At 40.5% G+C, this 18,706-nt stretch carries 15 protein-coding genes; 10 read left to right on the forward strand and 5 right to left on the reverse strand.

The window, feature by feature from the left end:
* Positions 1 to 5 precede the first annotated feature (5 nt).
* Positions 6 to 305 (reverse strand): isoamylase early set domain-containing protein, encoded by a 300-nt coding sequence (locus tag JIG41_RS05830; RefSeq protein WP_036972063.1) that lies wholly within the window; start codon positions 303 to 305, stop codon positions 6 to 8.
* A 533-nt stretch (positions 306 to 838) separates the two neighbouring features.
* Between JIG41_RS05830 and JIG41_RS05835 the strand changes: the two genes are divergently transcribed.
* Entirely contained in the window at positions 839 to 2,752 is a 1,914-nt protein-coding gene (locus tag JIG41_RS05835) for a bifunctional diguanylate cyclase/phosphodiesterase (protein WP_199524410.1), read from the forward strand.
* A gap of 49 nt (positions 2,753 to 2,801) precedes the next feature.
* Positions 2,802 to 3,716 (forward strand): hypothetical protein, encoded by a 915-nt coding sequence (locus JIG41_RS05840; protein WP_036972067.1) that lies wholly within the window; start codon positions 2,802 to 2,804, stop codon positions 3,714 to 3,716.
* A 27-nt stretch (positions 3,717 to 3,743) separates the two neighbouring features.
* Here the strand turns inward: JIG41_RS05840 and JIG41_RS05845 are convergent, their stop codons facing one another.
* Positions 3,744 to 4,172, reverse strand: coding sequence for an Lrp/AsnC family transcriptional regulator (locus JIG41_RS05845; RefSeq protein ID WP_036972068.1), 429 nt, complete (start codon positions 4,170 to 4,172; stop codon positions 3,744 to 3,746).
* A 204-nt stretch (positions 4,173 to 4,376) separates the two neighbouring features.
* On the opposite strand from JIG41_RS05845, the gene JIG41_RS05850 reads away from it, so the two are divergent.
* From JIG41_RS05850 to JIG41_RS05870, 5 genes are all read left to right on the forward strand, one after another.
* Positions 4,377 to 5,582 carry an aspartate aminotransferase family protein gene (locus JIG41_RS05850; RefSeq protein ID WP_199524411.1) on the forward strand — a complete coding sequence of 402 codons (1,206 nt, stop codon included), beginning with the start codon at positions 4,377 to 4,379 and terminating at the stop codon, positions 5,580 to 5,582.
* A gap of 47 nt (positions 5,583 to 5,629) precedes the next feature.
* A complete protein-coding gene (gene astA / locus JIG41_RS05855) occupies positions 5,630 to 6,664 on the forward strand; it encodes an arginine N-succinyltransferase (RefSeq protein WP_036972072.1) in 1,035 nt (344 codons plus the stop codon).
* A gap of 27 nt (positions 6,665 to 6,691) precedes the next feature.
* The gene (gene astD, locus JIG41_RS05860) at positions 6,692 to 8,164 is read left to right on the forward strand and encodes a succinylglutamate-semialdehyde dehydrogenase (RefSeq protein WP_182396772.1); all 1,473 of its coding nucleotides are present in this window, start codon (positions 6,692 to 6,694) and stop codon (positions 8,162 to 8,164) included.
* A 40-nt stretch (positions 8,165 to 8,204) separates the two neighbouring features.
* Positions 8,205 to 9,008, forward strand: coding sequence for a DUF1338 domain-containing protein (locus JIG41_RS05865; protein ID WP_036972074.1), 804 nt, complete (start codon positions 8,205 to 8,207; stop codon positions 9,006 to 9,008).
* A gap of 379 nt (positions 9,009 to 9,387) precedes the next feature.
* Entirely contained in the window at positions 9,388 to 10,611 is a 1,224-nt protein-coding gene (locus JIG41_RS05870) for a type III PLP-dependent enzyme (protein WP_199524412.1), read from the forward strand.
* A 139-nt stretch (positions 10,612 to 10,750) separates the two neighbouring features.
* Here JIG41_RS05870 and JIG41_RS05875 read toward each other — a convergent pair whose 3' ends face one another.
* The 3 genes from JIG41_RS05875 to JIG41_RS05885 form a co-directional block, all read right to left on the reverse strand.
* Positions 10,751 to 13,732: a TonB-dependent receptor gene (locus JIG41_RS05875; RefSeq protein WP_036972078.1), complete on the reverse strand. Its 2,982-nt coding sequence runs from the start codon at positions 13,730 to 13,732 to the stop codon at positions 10,751 to 10,753.
* Positions 13,733 to 14,007: 275 nt separating this feature from the next.
* On the reverse strand, positions 14,008 to 15,288 hold the full coding sequence (locus tag JIG41_RS05880; RefSeq protein WP_036972081.1) for a flavohemoglobin expression-modulating QEGLA motif protein: 1,281 nt from the start codon (positions 15,286 to 15,288) through the stop codon (positions 14,008 to 14,010).
* Positions 15,289 to 15,366: 78 nt separating this feature from the next.
* Positions 15,367 to 16,227 carry a redoxin domain-containing protein gene (locus JIG41_RS05885; protein WP_074988811.1) on the reverse strand — a complete coding sequence of 287 codons (861 nt, stop codon included), beginning with the start codon at positions 16,225 to 16,227 and terminating at the stop codon, positions 15,367 to 15,369.
* A gap of 193 nt (positions 16,228 to 16,420) precedes the next feature.
* Here JIG41_RS05885 and JIG41_RS05890 point away from each other — a divergent pair, with 193 nt between their 5' ends.
* The 3 genes from JIG41_RS05890 (at position 16,421) to JIG41_RS05900 (ending at position 18,662) form a co-directional block, all read left to right on the forward strand.
* Entirely contained in the window at positions 16,421 to 16,681 is a 261-nt protein-coding gene (locus JIG41_RS05890) for a DUF3081 domain-containing protein (protein WP_036972083.1), read from the forward strand.
* A gap of 7 nt (positions 16,682 to 16,688) precedes the next feature.
* A complete protein-coding gene (locus JIG41_RS05895) occupies positions 16,689 to 16,985 on the forward strand; it encodes a hypothetical protein (protein ID WP_051501861.1) in 297 nt (98 codons plus the stop codon).
* 81 nt (positions 16,986 to 17,066) lie between these two features.
* The gene (locus JIG41_RS05900; protein WP_036972087.1) at positions 17,067 to 18,662 is read left to right on the forward strand and encodes an AbgT family transporter; all 1,596 of its coding nucleotides are present in this window, start codon (positions 17,067 to 17,069) and stop codon (positions 18,660 to 18,662) included.
* The last annotated feature ends 44 nt before the right edge of the window (positions 18,663 to 18,706 follow it).

Genomic DNA, 18,706 nt, shown 5'->3' on the forward strand with positions numbered 1-18,706 from the left:
TACACCTAAGCGCGTTGAGTGTTAACAATACTGTTTTCGGTACCAAAACCGTTTGGAATATACCCATCAGCTTGATGATCGTTATCCCAAACTTGGCCATTGATCAGATAGCGGAAATGAAATTCTTTATCCAACGGCAGACGTTGCTTACACTTGAATACTTGTTCTTTTTTACTGAACTTCATTGGCACAGGTTGCCAATCTGTAAATTCAGCAACTAATTGCACATCTTCAGCATCAGGGTGCTGAAATTCAAAGGTGACTTCTGTTTCGTCTTTAGTCTTAAAAAAACGTTTACTTAACATAGTGGGCTCCAATTCAACCAATCGGTAAATTAATCCTTGCCACAGTGCCGTGTTCAACTACTCAACAGACGGAGGCTGTGCGTTACATGATTTAAAACAACGTCCAATCTAAAGCATGCATTTTGCTTTAGTAAATCAAATCTATATTTACGCATTATGACAGTGCAATTTTTTATTTTTCGCACCATTTCAGTGCGCAAAATAAATAAAAGTACTCAAAATCATATTGCTTATTCAATAAGAGCAATAACCGAACCAAGTTGAAAATAAAATACACTTAATTTTCAGGCTCTTTTATTGTTTTGATCAGCGCATACTCATAAAAGTAGTTAACAAGTAGACAGGGGTAAAGTGAATAAAATTTAAGTCAAAAATAGAGTAAAAACACTAACGTAGATGCAAAATTTTTCACTTGCAAAACTATTAACAAATTAATTACATTAAAAAGACTTTGTCTATTTTAGTGACAAACAATATACTGGAAAAACTCAGAAGTGGGTTAAAAACTATTTTACCCGGGATGGTAGCGACTAATGACCAACGCGTTTCGTACATTATCTATTTGTATTATTACCTTAATTGCATTTGTGTATGGTTTAAATATTTTATTAACGAAACAAGTTAATGATTTAGTGCATTTCAATAATAATACGCAGTTACAATCTCAGCCAAAAGTAAACACTCAGCTAGAATCTGCACCGTGGTATAATATGGTGTTTAGAGGTCAGCAACTCATTAACAAAGATGAGCTGCAGTATGTTGTAGTCAAATCAACACCCACTTCATTTATTACTATCAGTGCATCATCCCTGTTTTGGTCAACGCTCCTCTTGCCCATCAATATCAGTATATTTTTATTGCTCGGTTTAGCGATTAGTTGGCTTATCAATATAAAAAGACAAACAGAAAACGATACACACACCTTAACTGAGCTCAATAATCAACTATCAAACCTTCTCAAATCCTTACATTTAGCGCGTAATAACGATACAAGCCAACCAATAGTAAGCCAGCTAAAAACACACATTCATACATTAAGCTCACACATTACGACCTACACCCACGAATCGCAGGTCAGTATCTGCCAAGACAAATTAACGCTGTTAATTGACCGCCATGCCTATATTGAACATTTAACAAGGCAATTAAGTCTGGCTGAAATCGATAAGTTAAATTGCGCGTTATTATTCATCGATTTAGACGGGTTTAAACAAGTTAACGATTCATTCGGCCACAGCTTTGGTGACGAAGTGCTTATTCAAGTTGCAGCCCGTTTAACCAGTGTGGTACGCCACCATAAACTTAATAATGTGTCTGCTACAAATGGGCTTGAACAAAACTTAGCGCGTCTAGGCGGTGATGAGTTTTCAATCTTTATAAGTCAGCTCGACCACAAAGATAAAGCCCTAGAAATTGCGCAAAATGTATTGCAAGAAATCGAACGCGATTTTGTGCTCGGCAATAAACTGATTAAAATTAGTGCCAGTATTGGTATTGCCGTTTATCCTGATAGTGCAGCAACGCCCCATGCATTATTACAAATGGCCGATGTTGCAATGTATCGCGCTAAAACAGATGGTCGCGGTATCTTTAAGGTGTACTCCCCCGAAATGGGCAATAAAATGCGCCGTTATCACTATTTACTTGAAGAAATGCGTTTGGCGATTGCCTGCGAGAACTTTCATTTATCGTTCCAGCCAATTGTGCACGTAGAAAACTGCACTATCGATTACTTCGAAGCTCTCACCCGCTGGGATCATCCGGTAGAAGGCGCAATCGCACCTGCTGAGTTTATTCCTATTGCCGAAGAATCTAACCTGATCCTCGAACTAGGCGATTGGATTTTACTCGAATCATGCAGACAAATGTCAGCGTGGTATAACGCAGGGATGAAAAAAGTTAAAATATCGGTGAATATATCAGGCATTCAACTTAAACACCGCGCTGTGTATGATTGGGTAATGAACATATTGGCTAAAACAGGCTTGCCTGCAAGTGCCTTAATGTTAGAAATAACCGAATCAACACTTATTACAGCCAGTAAACACATTATTCAGCAACTTGAGAAATTACGAGCCAGTGGCGTCACTATTGCAATTGATGACTTTGGCACGGGTTTTAGCTCGTTAAGCACGCTGGCTGATTTACCAATCGACGTCATTAAACTCGATCGTCTGTTTATTGCCCAAGCGAATAGCAATCCTAAATACAATGAAATACTGCATTCAATCAGTGAGCTTGGCCATAAATTAGGACTAAAAATTGTGGCTGAGGGTGTCGAAGAATTTGCCCAGTTTGAACTCGTAAAATCAATGGGGATACGCAGTGTACAAGGTTATTTAGTCAGCCACCCAGAATCATCAGTGAATGTTGGACACAAAGTCTTGCAAGACAATATTAACTTTATGGCCGCGACAGGAACTGGGGTATGGAATATACAAAGATAAAGATTGTAGGGTATACTACTTTACATCTTCCAAAGCCATTTCCTTGTTAATGTTAAAGAAAAGCGTATTCACCTTTTTTATCCTTGCCGTGACTGTTGTTGCAGCGCTGGTCGGGTCTTCTATTTACACCCTTTACAGTAAAAAGCGATTAACTGTTGATCCTAAAGTCAAAGAAATCTCTGGTATTGAATTTGATAAATACAAACGGCTTTGGGCAATAAACGACAGTGGCGATAAGCCCAAGTTATACCGCCTTAACCAAGATGGTTCAATTGCCAAAGAAATCCTTGTCACTAATGCCAAAAACATTGACTGGGAGGACATGACCCAAAACACCTTCGGGCATTTCTTCTTAGGCGATTTCGGCAATAATAAAAACGACAGAAAATGGCTAACAATTTATAAAATCGAAAACCCCATTGATATCAAAGGGGACACAACTGAAGCCGAAATCATCAAATTCACCTATCCAGAAATGGATGGCACCCCTATTGAGCCTGACAAACGAAATTTTGACCTAGAGGCCTTTGTCGCCTTCGGTCGTCATTTATACTTATTTACTAAAAATAGAACAGAACCATTTGATGGTATAACGAATGTCTATAAAGTAGGTGATCACGCTGCTAATTTTGACGCTGAGCTGATTGATTCATTTCAGACCTGTACCACATTAGAAAAGTTATGTTGGATCACCTCCGCGGCTTTAAGCCCCGATAGAACTAAGTTGGTTCTTCTCGATTCAACAAGTATCTGGCTATTTGAAAACTTTAAAGAAGACAAATTCTTTTCGGGTGATGTATCACGTATCGACCTTGGTATCGTTACTCAAAAAGAGGCTGTCACCTTTTATGATGACAACACCATCGTGTTTACCGATGAAGAATTTAAAGGCATTGGCGGCAATGCCTACGTCATAAAACTGGATGAAGTTGAAAAGAAAGTTATTCGTAAAGCAAGCAACTAACCCAACATTAAGCGCTAAATGGCTCAATTAGCGCTTAAACTTTGTTTCTAATATTACCGACGAAGTTGTTCTTTCTACTCCATCTAGATTACCTATATCATCAAGCAAATGACTCAATTTTTCGAGGTTTTGAGCTTGTACGACTGCAATCAAATCAAATTCACCACTAATCGCATAAAGCTGAGAAATTGCGTCAATTTGCTTCAGTTCTATATTCGTTTTTGTGGTTAACTTTTGTTTCACCTTAATTGATACATGCGCTGAGACCATTTGACTTAAATAGGCATCACCGTAATCAACACTGTACCCTTTGATCACACCCGACTCTTCCAGCCTTAACATCCTACTTTGTACCGTAGAGCGTGATAAATTTAAGGCCCTTGCTAAATCCGACACACTTGCGCGAGCGTTAGTTTTTAATATCGCAAGCAACTTTTCATCTTGAGGAGTTATCATTTTGTTTAATTCTTTCGTCAATTTGCTTTTTATTTTAGTCAATTTACACAAAATAGCACTGCAAATTTAAGTTCGCAAACCAGATAATATAAATAATTGATAAGAAAAATAATCTCATCGTGCGTAACTAGGCAGGAACGGCTTAACTAACCTAGTTTTTGCAATTTTAATTTTTTCATATTAAGCCAGATTTAGGTGCAACACATGCAAGTAACAAGAGAATTATTCAACGACGTAATGGTGCCAAACTATAACCCTTCAGAGGTTATCCCAGTTCGTGGCGAGGGTTCACGCGTGTGGGATCAAAACGGTAAAGAGTTTATCGACTTTGCAGGTGGTATTGCAGTGAACTGCTTAGGTCATTGTCACCCTGCCCTTGTTAATGCATTAAAAGAGCAAGGCGAGAAAATTTGGCATTTATCAAATGTAATGACGAACGAACCGGCATTGCGTTTGGCTAAGAAGCTCACTGATGCGACCTTTGCTGATAAGGTTTATTTTGCAAACTCAGGGGCAGAAGCAAACGAAGCAGCTTTAAAACTCGCGCGTCGTTGGGCATTAGATGTACATGGTGAACAAAAGAATCAAATTATTGCCTTTAATAAAGGCTTTCATGGCCGTACATTTTTTACTGTAACGGTAGGTGGTCAAGCGGCGTACTCTGATGGCTTTGGTCCAAAACCAGCTGCCATCGATCATTGTGATTACAATGACCTTGCCGCATTTGAAGCGCTTATCAGCGACAACACATGTGCGGTTATGATGGAACCTTTGCAAGGTGAAGGCGGTATTATTTCGCCAACTAGCGACTTTATTAAAGGGGTCCGCGCATTATGTGACAAACACAACGCACTTCTCATTTTTGATGAAGTACAAACGGGTGTTGGCCGCACAGGCGCTCTATACGCTTACCAAGATTTAGACGTAACACCTGATATCCTAACAACAGCAAAAGCACTGGGTGGTGGCTTCCCTATCGGTGCCATGATCACCAAAGCTGATATTGCCGAGCACCTAAAAGTAGGGACACATGGCTCTACTTATGGCGGTAATCCATTAGCGTGCGCTGTAGCTGAAGCGGCATTCGATACAGTTAACACACCAGACGTACTTGCTGGAGTTAAAGAACGCGAACAACTTTTACGTGATGGCTTAAAAGCCATAAACGAAAAATACGACGTATTTAGTGAAGTACGTGGTAAGGGTCTATTATTAGGTGCAGTGCTTGACAGTAAATATGAAGGTCGTTCTCGTGACTTCCTCGTTGCAAGCACTCAGCACGGTTTAATGAGCCTAGTTGCTGGCACAAATGTTGTGCGCTTTACGCCTTCTTTAGTGATCCCACTTGAAGATATCAAAGAAGGTTTAGCACGCTTTGAAAAAGCGGTTGCAGACGTTGTAAACGGTTAATCCAAGTTGGCGTGCTGTTTATTCAGCACGCCATCGGAGAGCAATGAATGCAAGTATTACGTCCAATTACTGCAAATGATTTTGCAGCTTTAAAGCAAATTGCCATTGAATCGGGCCATGGTTTTACCTCACTCCCGGTTGATGACAATTTATTGCTAGAAAAAATTGACCGCGCTGAACGCAGTTTTGCCAAAGACATCAATAAACCACATGATGAAACCTATTTATTTGTTTTAGAAGACAGTAAAACCGGTCAAGTCATTGGTACCACAGCCATTGAGGCTGCGGTAGGTATGTCGGTCCCACTTTATCATTATCACTTAGGTAAAACAGTCCATCATTCTCGCACGCTTAACGTGTATAACACGGTTGATATTTTGAGCATGTGTAATGATTACACAGGCTGTTCCGAAATTTGTACCTTATTTTTACGTGAGCAAAACCGTAAAGGGTTAACCGGACGATTTTTATCACGCTCGCGCTTTTTATTTATGGCGCAGCACAGTGAGCGTTTTGCAGACACCGTTATCGCAGAAATGCGCGGTGTCAGTGATGAAAAAGGACATTCACCCTTTTGGCAATGGTTACAAGAACACTTTTTTAGTATTGAGTTCCCACAAGCAGATCACTTAGTGGGCTTGGGCGATAAAGTATTCATTAGCGAACTCATGCCAAAATACCCAATTTATGCCAACCTTTTAAGCAAAAAAGCGCAAGCTGTGATTGGTAAAGTGCACGAAAAAACCAAACCAGCACTCAAACTACTCGAAAAAGAAGGGTTTGAGCATCGCGGCTATGTTGACCTATTCGATGCAGGCCCCACGGTAGAAGCAAAACTTGGCAATATTCGCAGCGTTCGTGAATCACAGGTATGCCCTATTACCATTGCTGAACTGGCGCATATAAACGAAAAAAGCTCAGACACATTGGCAATCTGCAATCAAGGTGTGAATGACTTTAGAGCCACATTCACAAAGCATGCTCATTATAACCACGCAAAACACACGCTTATTGTCAGCCAAGAAGTGGCCAATGCACTTAAATTAAAACAAGGGGATGCAGCGCGATTTTTCCGCCTGTAGCCGCTTAAGGAGATTACGGTGAGTCAAATAACTCAAGATACGCAATTAATAAATAACCAGTGGCAGCATGGTCTAGGCCACGAGTTCAACTCTGTTAACCCAAGCAATGGTGATATTGTTTGGCAAGGCAAAACAGCCACAGCAGAGCAAGTGGATGCTGCCATAAAAGCAGCACGAGAAGCACAACTAGACTGGGCAGACAAAACCGTTGATGAACGCATTGCAGTATTAGAGCGCTTCGCAGACCAATTAAAAGAACATAGCGAAGAGTTTGCAACAATTATTGCCCGTGAAACAGGTAAGCCATTATGGGAAACGCGCACTGAAGTAGGCGCGATGACAGGTAAAATTGCTATTTCAATTAAAGCATACCACGAACGTACTGGCACAACCGAGAACCCAATGCCAGGCGCCAAAGCGTTTATTCGACACAAACCACACGGTGTTGTCGCAGTGTTTGGCCCTTACAATTTCCCTGGTCACTTACCAAATGGCCATATTGTTCCTGCTATTTTAGCGGGGAATACCGTGGTGTTTAAACCTTCTGAACTGACCCCTCATGTTGCAGAGTTTACATTAAAACTGTGGCTAAAAGCCGGTTTACCAGCAGGTGTCATCAACCTTGTACAAGGTGAAGTGGATACTGGGATTGCCCTTGCCAGCCATAAAGATATTGATGGTTTATTCTTTACCGGCAGCTCAAACACAGGTCACCTATTACATAAACAATTTGCAGGCAACCCAGGTAAAATTTTAGCGCTGGAGATGGGCGGTAATAACCCGCTTATTGTAAAAGATGTCGCTGATATCAACGCTGCGGTTCACGATATCATTCAATCAGGTTTTATTACCTCAGGTCAACGCTGTACCTGTGCACGCCGATTATTCATTGAGAATACACAAAATGGTGATGCTATCTTAGACAAATTAGTGGCAGCAACTAAGCACATTGTCGTCGCAGATAGCTTTAGTGAAGAGCAGCCATTTATGGGCGCAATGATCAGCGAAAAAGCAGCGCTTGGCATGGTTGCTGCGCAGCAACAACTTATTGAAATGGGGGCAACTTCCCTTGTTGAACTAACACATCTACAACCGGGCACAGGCTTTGTAAGCCCAGGAATTATTGATGTGACGAATGTAAAAGAGATGCCTGATGAAGAGCACTTTGGACCACTCATCAAGGTATATCGCTATACAGACTTTGATAGCGCGATTGAAGAAGCAAATAACACCGCATTTGGTTTATCTGCCGGTTTATTAAGTGATGCAAGTGCAGACTATGATCACTTCTTAAAACGTATTCGTGCTGGTATTGTTAACTGGAATCGTCCAATAACAGGGGCTTCTAGCGCCGCACCGTTTGGTGGTATTGGGGCAAGCGGAAACCACAGAGCAAGCGCATACTATGCAGCAGACTACTGTGCATACCCTGTTGCTTCTGTAGAGGCCGACAAAGTTAACTTACCTCAAACCCTTGCGCCGGGCTTAATTATTGAATAATTGATTGGCGGTCTTACCGCCTTAAATGAAGGAATTTAAAATGCACACAGATGTAAATGCCCTATTTGAAAAACTATGGGATAACTATTTATCAGTTACGCCTTCGGCAGTGAAAGTTCATGAGTTACTGGGTTCGACACAAAAAGATGATGTAATAAACGACCACATTGCATTACGAACTTTTAACCATGAAAAGATTGGCCTAGAAAAGCTCGCAGCCCACTTCTTAGCCGTGGGCTATAAAGAGTGTGGTGAATACCACTTCGAAGCAAAAAAACTGTATGCAAAGCACTATGAACATTCAGATCCGAAACAACCTAAAGTGTTTATTTCTGAATTACTTGTAGAGCAATGTTCAGCAGAGTTACAAGCCATTGTTAACGACATGGTAGAAAAAATTGATGCCGATGCCGTCAATGCTGATAACTTTTTATACTCAGGGACTCATTGGCAAGTAAGCTCAGACACTTACAAAAAACTATTAGCTGAGAGTGAATATGCAGCGTGGATGTCAGCATGGGGCTACCGTGCCAATCACTTCACAGTTAGCATTAACGAACTTGCCAAGTTTGATAACATTGAGAGCGTAAACCAAGCATTGAAAGACGCAGGCTTTGCACTCAATACCTCTGGCGGTGAAATTAAAGGCTCACCAGAGGTACTTCTTGAGCAATCATCAACTTTAGCTGATGACAGTGAAGTAGAATTTAGTGATGGTAAAATGGCAGTACCAAGCTGTTTTTACGAGTTCGCGCTACGTTATCCAAAACCCGATGGCGAACTTTACACGGGCTTTGTGGCGGCCTCTGCTGATAAAATATTTGAAAGTACCAATGCACGCTAATTAGCGGCAAGGTTCTGCAATTATAGAATTGATAAATCCCCTTTTTAAAGGGGATTTTTTTCGTTTAACAAACAATATTAATCCATAGAATAAATATTATTAATCGATTTACACCCTTGAAAAATAACAATAAAAAATTATTTTTATTTTCCTAAAAAATTTTATTGCACAAATAAAAAACCAGATCTATTATCTCGCTGCTTCTTGATGATAGCCAATCCGAGTACATTACAAACCCTGTTTGTAGCAAGGCGATAGAGCAACTATCCAAGAGTGAATTTGATTGCACACCCTGTATAAATATGTGCGCTTTTAATGACACTCAACTGACTCGGACTTCCATTTTTACCGAGCGGTTGCTTAATTGCCGGAGAGTAAAATGGCTATTTCAACACTTACACAAGACTTAACAATCAAAGTACCTGCAGCTACGGTTGCTGCAAACCAAACATTACATTTTGCACAATCGTCGAATCAACTTATTGAGCAATTAGTTGCACAACACGGTGCCCCGCTAATGGTTTTAGACTGCGAGTCTGTTCGCCAACAGTACCGAGCTTTAAGCCGTGCTTTGCCGGGTGTGACTTTATACTTTGCACTGAAACCACTCCCGCATGCTGCTGTTGTACGAACTTTACTTGAAGAAGGTGCAAGCTTTGACTTAGCAACCAGTGGGGAAATTGATTTAGTTGCAAACCAAGGCGTGCCCAGTGAGCGTACTATTCACACTCACCCAATAAAACGCGATGCAGACATTCGTGATGCGCTTGAATACGGTTGCAATGTGTTTGTGGTTGATAACATCAACGAACTCGAAAAGTTCATTGCATACAAAGACGACGTTGAACTTCTTGTTCGCTTAAGCTTTCGTAATGCAGACTCATTTGCTGATTTATCGAAAAAGTTTGGTTGCAGCCCTGCAATGGCGATTGACATTATTACCTACGCACAGCAACTGGGTATTCGTATTAAAGGTTTATCGTTCCATGTTGGTTCGCAGACAGCAAACCCAAGCAAGTACGTTACAGCAATTTCAGCATGTAACCACGTAATTAATGAAGTGACAGCGCTGGGATTACCTGCATTAAGCACGCTTGATATTGGTGGCGGTTTCCCTGTGCCTTATAACAAAGATGTACTGCCTATTGATGAGTTTTGTGCGCCAATAAACGACGCGTTAGCGCAATTACCAGACACCGTTCGTGTAATTGCTGAACCCGGCCGCTTTATTGTTGCCGGTGCCGTCACCAGTGTTGCATCAGTCATGGGTCAAGCTGTACGCGAAGGCAAACCATGGTATTACTTAGATGATGGTATCTATGGCTCATTCAGTGGTTTACTTTTTGACGAAGCGAGTTACCCGATTGACTCATTAAAACAGTCAGGCGAGCGCGTAGAATCGGTACTGGCAGGCCCAACATGTGACAGTATTGACGTAGTAAGCGAGTCAATTATGCTACCAAAACTAAACAACGGTGATTTAATCATCAGTCGCATGATGGGTGCATATACATTAGCAACCGCAACCGACTTTAACTTTTTTAAACGTGCAGAAGTCATTGTGTTAAACGATGTTGTACACGTTGATGCACTAACAGGTTAACAAGTTCCTCGACAAAGCATGCAAGGCAAACATGCCTTAACTCTACAAAACGCAGCTGCTCATTCCAGCTGCGTTTTTTTATTAAAAAAGCCTTTTCAAATGAAAAGGCTTTAATTATTAAACGACTTAGAGTGCTGTCTTAAAACTTAAAGCTTGCGCTTAAACGAACATAACGCGGCTTTTGATAGTTAGTTGCTAACAAGTAATCTGGGTTAGCTGCACCTCGATAACCACCAAAATCCGGATCATATGCTGAAATAAATTCTGCAGTTTCATTGTATTCCGTTATTTCATCATTGTTGAATACATTGAATACATCCGCTCTAAATGTTAAGTCATGCTCAGAAATTTTCATGTTATATTGCAGACTTAAATCTAGGTTCCAAGTGTTTGGTGTGCGTCCTGCACTGCCACGAGGCACTAGCTCACCGTCTTTATAGAATGCTTCTGCACCATATAAAGATGCAAAGGCATCAGTTGGGTGTAGACCAAATGCTCCATAAGGACGACCAGTACGCCAGAAGAAATTAGAACCCATTGTTAGGTTTTCTGTAATTTCATAAGCAAACTGCATCTTAACCTGATGGCGTCTGTCATTTGGTAAGTTACCAGACGCACCATCCGTTAAGCCTGGTTGGTCAAAGTTAGTTGTTAAACCAGCATCGGTCTGTTCATTATCTGAACGAACATAACCTTCATTATTACCCCAGCTATGTGACCATGTGTAGGTAAAGTCTAACATCCAGCCATCAGCCCATGCTTTATTGAAGTTCACATCAACAGCACCATACTGACGCTCAGCTTTAGGATAGCCTAAATCTGAATTTGGAATCGTGTAGGCTCCGTATGCAAGTGGACCATCGCCATCAGGGTCAGTGGTAATTGTTACGTCTTCACCTGGATTTGTTAGTACATAATAATGGAAACCATCACACATGGTACATGAACTACCAAACTCTCGCTCAACATAATCGTTAAAGCCTTTATCGATAGCGATATCTTCTAATGAGCTTTTCAAGTCACGGTATGTTGCTTTTACACCCATACTCCAATCTTCAGTTAATACCGTTTGGAAACCTAAGATAAACTCATCTTGATACATTGGCTCAATGTCAGCGTTAACTGTTTCATCCGTGCCTTTTAACGTACCATCAGCAAGGATATCTTTTGCCGACAATGCTTCTCCAAGAATAGGCGCCTTCGAAATATCATCTGCAATTCCTAACACTTCGAAAAACTGACGAGTGTACAGTTCATCACCAGCTAGACGAATGTTGGTATTTGTTGCAACTGGTAAGAAGTAACGACCGTAGTTTGCAAATACTTTAAACTCGCCTTCACCGAATGGGTCCCAACTTGCACCTAAGCGCGGCGCCCATTGATCTGACACATCAACAAATTTTTGATTTTCTTTATTATAGTTTTCGAAGGTTTCATTACGTAAACCAAGTGATAGGGTTAAGTTATCGGTCACTGTCCACGTATCAGTAATATAGTATGCAGAGCTTTTCGTTGTGAAATCACCGTTGTTTATATAAAACTCTTGGCGAACCACACCACAGCTAGACGGATCACCGGCTTTCACAGCATCTAAATCATCACAGCCTTGATAACGATAAGCAACACCACCTGAACGTTGAGTATTCTCAGTAGAATCAAGCTCTTCATAATCTAGACCAAAACGTAGTGTATGAGAATCTGTCGCATACCAGTCAAAATCAAGACGATATGCAGTACGTTTATCTTCTTGTAAACTAGGCGAGCTTAAGGCCCACTCGCCTAAATCAGTACCGCTAAAGCGCTCGTAAACCATAGGGTATTCACCAAACGGACTCGAACCAGCGTTTACATTACTGTAGTTCGCTTCGTTAATTCCACCCATCGCACTGACCGTTAAAGTGTCAGATAAAATACCTGTGTATTTTAATGAATAAGTCTTACCACCGCGTTTTAAAGTATAGTCACCTCGACGGCTAGTAATTTGACTTGCCTCTGGATCCCAATTGTATTTAATACTATCAAGATCACTTGAACTATCCCAACCCGTGAACTCTAAGATGTGATCATCTGTAATATAGTAATCAAGTTTAAGTGCTACAAATAAGTCGCCTGACTCACGTTCATACTTATTAGAAGTTGATGCATAGTCAGAGACACGTTCGTTGTAATTAACTAAACCAAAAAAGAATAACTTATCTTCAACAATTGAACCGCCAGCCCATAAGTTATAGTCATTTTCACCAACTTTACGCTGACTTTGGTCGCCATTAAAATATTCAGTGCCGTAAAGATCGACCCCTTCCTCTGTACGGTATGTTTGTGGAATGTCTTCTGCCATTGAGCTTGGCTCGAAATAGGTGCTCGCACCCCATACAAATTCATTTGTACCACGTTTGGTTGTCGCGTTGACTACCCCACCAGTAGAGCGACCAAATTCTGCAGAGTAGCCACCGGTTTTAACTTCAAATGTATCGTAAAATTCAAATGGTACATCTGCACCACCTAAACCGTTTCTGAAGTTAGTTACGTTCATGCCATTCACATAGTAACTATTTTCACCCACTGACGCGCCACCAAATGATGCTAAATTACCGAAACCTGCATCACCTTGTGTCGTTCCTGGCGCTAATAATGCAACTGAAGTTACATCACGTGCGACTGGTACGCGTGCCAATAATTCTTGGTCAACAAAAGTAACAGACTCACTTGATGAAACATCAATTGAACTAATTCGATTACCCATCACTTCAATCACTTCAGGTTTTTCTCCTGATGCGTATAGCGTCACAGGTAAACTTGTTTTAACACCCATATTGATTCTTAAACCAGACTCTTGAGCCAGTACATAACCGTCTTTTTTTACAGACACGGTATAAGAACCCGTTGGTAATAGAGGAAAACGGTATGAGCCATTTTCTGATGTAACAAGTGTACGTGTTAGGCCTGTTTCTTCATTTTTTATTTCTATTACAGCCCCTGACAATTGCTGACCCTGGCTAGATTCCACAACACCTGTTAAAAAGCCCGATGATGCACTATCTGCAGCCATTACATTGTGTGCGCTCAATGCACCCATAATAGTCAACGCTATTATGCTTTTTTTATAATTATTAAATCCCATTTGGACACCTCTCGTTATTGTTACCAAAATGTAACATATCTTTTCTATCACTATATCGTTTACAACAACAGTAAGATGAGTAACAAAAATAAAAACATAACGTTAGCATCATGTAAATTAGCGGAAAGGAGGTTATACGGGGGCTGTAAGAAAAACCAGGCTGTTTACATAAAAGAAACAAAAGCATATATCGTAAACAAAAATTTACGATATATGCTAAATTTAGATGGAATTTGCTTTATATAATTATTGCATTACTTTTGAGTTTTTTATTCTCAAATAAACAAAGGTTTATAGTCATTCTCAAGTTGTTCAAATGACAAGTTGCCAATAAAACGCCCGAAACTGAGCCACGTAGCTAAACCTCTTAAATCTTTGAAATGTGGAGGAATAAATTTAGGATCTTCAATCACTCCTAAGTCATGTAATTGTGAGATAAGCCTAAAATCATCAATTGAGATTTTGCCGACTAACAATAAATGTAATTGATCAATGCGACCTAACTGAATTGCAACACGGATCAAGTTATACACCAACACAAAACCTTTAATGTAAGCAATGTCTTTCGTAAATGGCAGACCCGTTGCAGTGCTTCCTCTAAAGACACGTTGCGTTAACGTATAGCTGTCGTCTTTACTTAGCCCTTGCGCAATATAATCTCGATAAATATCAACAAACTCTGCACCATCAATTACTTTGGTAATACCTTGAATACGATTAACTAATTTAGCTAACCGCCTTGGTGTTGACTTAAGCGTAATTATTTCTGTCAAAACAGCTAAGCCTTCTTGGGTAACTGTTGAGCTTGGGGTGCCCTTACTTAAACAGGTTAAATAAGGTTGAGCTAAACCATTTTGCGTGGTGCCGACGTGGATCCAGCCTTCATGCACTTCAAGAATATCAAGTTCTCGTTGTGAGAATTTCACATCTTGATTCAGCTTAATATTGTCAGCCCCTGCTGCTGCATCACTGACAATACCATCACTTAAAATAACTTCTACATTTATACCCGGCATACTCTGCTTCACTTGCTCAGCCAGAATCTTTACCGCATCCACTGCCTCAATATTTTTTGGGTCATCGGGTAAAATGTCTGCATCAAGCATGCTTTTAAGAGGTTGTTCTAACATCGTAGCCAATTCAGCAAGCGAAGGTTCACCCGCATGGAATAAATCTTTTGGGTGACCAAATAACTCCACCGACAGGTCATGAAACTCGGGGGTTCCACGATATTCAATCATACTAAGTACGGTTTTATACTCTGTGCACATTTTACTCATGTACTGTGCAATAGGATTTAACTGACCGAGTTGACTGATGATATCGCGGTTAAGATCTGAAAATGCTCGGCGTAAATCACTTGGCACAAAACCAAGGTCACGCTGTTGGTAATAGGCTTGGTCAACTGTCGGGTTTTTTTGACATTTATGTTTAAAAAACTCTTCTTTGATCTGTTTATCCCAATTAATCGCATCAAGAATTCTGATCGGAGTTTGTAGGGCGATTAATCGGTCAGATAATTCGCGAGTTTTTGTTAATAATGCCTTATCAATCATGCTTTAAGCTCACAAGTAAATGAGCTTTGAGCATAGGCTAAATTCAGTGAATTACAAAGCAAATTCGCAGCGTTTTGACTAAAATTTTTCGCGTTTTGCAACACGCTTTCCATTCTCAAAGATTAATAAACTTGGCACCGAATTTATCCCATATTCAATAAATAAATCATTACCATAGTCAATTGAAACCGGCATATTGGCGGTAAATTTTTTAACATACTCAGCGACCGCATTGTGGTCTGTCCAAAGCTGGCTCACTTTTACTTCCACATCAATTCCCTGTGCTGCAAGTTCATTAATGTACTTTTGAGCAAGTACACATTGCTTGGCCATTTGTGGACGGGTATCAGCTAAATACCAATCGCACCACGTTGTTGTAAACAACACCGCTTTTTTAGCGTCTTTGGGGATCACTAATTGCGTGCCACTCTTTTGCTTTTCATTAAGCAGCCTTACTTTATCAACTCGGCCATTGTGTGAGAGTAACCGTAACGTATTATCGAGCGGCTGATCGGCATCATGCCCTTGAAAAATCACATTTTGATTATTATCAATTAAGACATGAAAAGGCGTACCTAAAAACTCATAATGCTTTGCAACCTTCGCTGTATGGTCTGTGTACATAGGCATTGTGAGTGAAAACTGGTTTTCAACTTTCGCAACGGCATCCGCGTTATCATTAAGGTCTATATTGATAGCGATAAACTGAATTTTATCACCGTACTGTTCATAACTTCGTTGAAAATGTGGCATTTGCTGCATACAAGGTTTACACCAGGTGGCCCAGAATTTTAAGTAAACAGGTTTTTGTCCAAATAGGCTATTAAGACTAACCTCTTCGCCTGTGTGGGTTTGTAAAGTGAGTGGAGGTTGCGCTGACAACGGACTTCCTATACTCATAAGTAACGTGAATAAAATTGTAATAGCTAAACGGCTCATACGGTCACCTGCAAATAGAAAACAGTTTAGTGGTGGGGTGTCGCTAAGGTATTGTAAATTTTCGACACGCACGGCACTTTTTTTGTTTTTTAATGACCTAACGCAAAACACTGGCGTATGAATATTCACATTACACAAAATAGCACTAAACTTTTTATAGGTATTTAACGTACTGAGAATAAAAGGAGTCATCATGAAAAATGAATTAGACGGTAAATTAATTCTTTCTGTTTACGAAAAAATTATCCAACACGGTGAAGACCATGAAGACGGCAAGCTCTATGAAGGCATTTGCGCTTTCTCTGATATTGATGGCTACACCGTTTACTTAAAAGGCAGTGGTGTTTTGCTTCGCTTTGGTTTTCATAATACTTATCACCTTGATTACCAACATGAGAAGAATAAAGACGACTTTATAAAGAAAATTCAATTTATTGCTAACGAGGAGCACTAACTTAACAATGTCGCGACGTGTAAAAGCTGAATCAAAGCAGCAAGTTGCTTACATAAATGAGGTAATTAGCGCACTGAAGGATGATCCTCGTAAGTTAGACATCATTCGTAAAAACTTGGACTTTTATCGCGAACAAAGCTTTCTCAAACGAGGTTTCTTGCTAGCAATAGAACGTTTCGATTGGGTCTTTGAAGCCAGTAACGGTGTAGACGAAGTGTGTGCGCAAATTCTTGCCGATGATTATATCGGTAAACGTTTACGCCGTTATCCTTTGCTGTACAAAGGGGTAATCAACCGCACTTAAAACATATCTTATCGCTAAAAACATGACCCAGAGGTCAAAAAATGCTAGGTTAACGCCATTTTGTAATTATGAGAACTGGATATGTCAAAAGCAGTAGATTCACCAACCACAAACGATGGTGATAACAATGGATTGTTTAACAGGTTCCTAGCGACTGTCGAATTTTTAGGGAATATGCTCCCCCACCCAATCACACTCTTTGCAATGTTTTGTGTGGCAATTATTGTTTTTAGCGGTGTTGCAGATTGGTTTGGATTAAGTGCCATAGACCCGCGCCCCGAAGGTGCCGCTGGCCGCGATCCTGATGGTGTGATTGAAGTAGTCAGCTTACTTAGCGCTGAAGGCTTGCAACGTATTGTGACAGGTCTTGTAACCAACTTCACCAGTTTCGCCCCGCTGGGCACTGTATTAGTTGCTCTGTTAGGTGTCAGTGTTGCTGAACATTCGGGACTACTCTCTGCAGCAATGCGCGGCATGGTCATGGGTGCATCAAAACGTTTAGTCACGTTTATGGTGGTCTTTGCGGCAATATTATCAAATACTGCATCTGAGCTTGGTTATGTTGTATTAATTCCTTTAGCCGCAATGATTTTCCACAGCTTGGGGCGTCATCCATTAGCAGGTCTTGCTGCAGCATTTGCAGGGGTATCAGGTGGTTACAGTGCGAATCTATTGCTAGGTACGATTGATCCACTGTTAGCGGGTATTACGACACCCGCTGCACAAATGATTGATCCCAATTATCAAGTAGGCGCCGAAGCTAACTGGTATTTCATGATGATTTCGGTATTCCTAATTGCTATTTTAGGCACTTTCGTTACCGAAAAGATTGTTGAACCACGCTTAGGTAAATACAACCCAGAAGAAGCAAGTAATGACTTACCTAAAAACGATATCGCAGGCTTAACGGCAAAAGAAAAATCAGGGTTAAAGTGGGCGGGTGTCTCATTATTGGTTGTGTCGCTGTTACTTGCATGGACCATTGTTCCTGACGATGGCATTTTGCGTAACCCTGAAACAGGCTTAGTTGCACACTCACCTTTCTTAAAAGGCATCGTGGTTTTTATTTTTGTCACGTTTGGTATTCCTGGATTTGTCTATGGCCGAGTTGTCGGCACGATGAAAAACGATAAAGACGTCATCGATGCGATGAGTAAAAGTATGAGCTCTATGGGCATGTATATCGTCTTGGTGTTCTTTGCAGCTCAATTTGTTGCCTTTTTCAAATGGACTAATCTAGGTACTATTTTAGCTATCAATGGTGCTGCACTTCTGCAAGCTTTAAACCTAACAGGCCCAGAGGTTTTCGTACTCTTTATTTTAATGTGTGCGCTAGTTAACTTGAGTTTAGGCTCATCCTCTGCACAGTGGGCAGTAACAGCACCTATTTTCGTACCTATGTTAATGCTAATTGGCTACGCACCCGAAACCATTCAAGCGGCATACCGTATAGGTGACTCTGTGACAAACTTAATTACACCAATGATGAGCTACTTTGGTTTAATTTTGGCGGTTGCCACTAAATACAAAAAAGACATGGGTATTGGCACACTTGTCGCCACTATGTTGCCTTATAGCATGATTTTCTTTGTCGGTTGGGTTGCCCTATTTTATCTTTGGGTATTTGTATTAGGCCTTCCGGTTGGACCTGAATCACCTATTTATTACCAACCTTAATCACGATTAACGTTTAAAAGCCAAGTAGAATACTTGGCTTTTTT

Source organism: Pseudoalteromonas sp. bablab_jr011 (assembly GCF_016464045.1).
GTDB classification, from domain to species: Bacteria; Pseudomonadota; Gammaproteobacteria; order Enterobacterales; family Alteromonadaceae; genus Pseudoalteromonas; species Pseudoalteromonas lipolytica.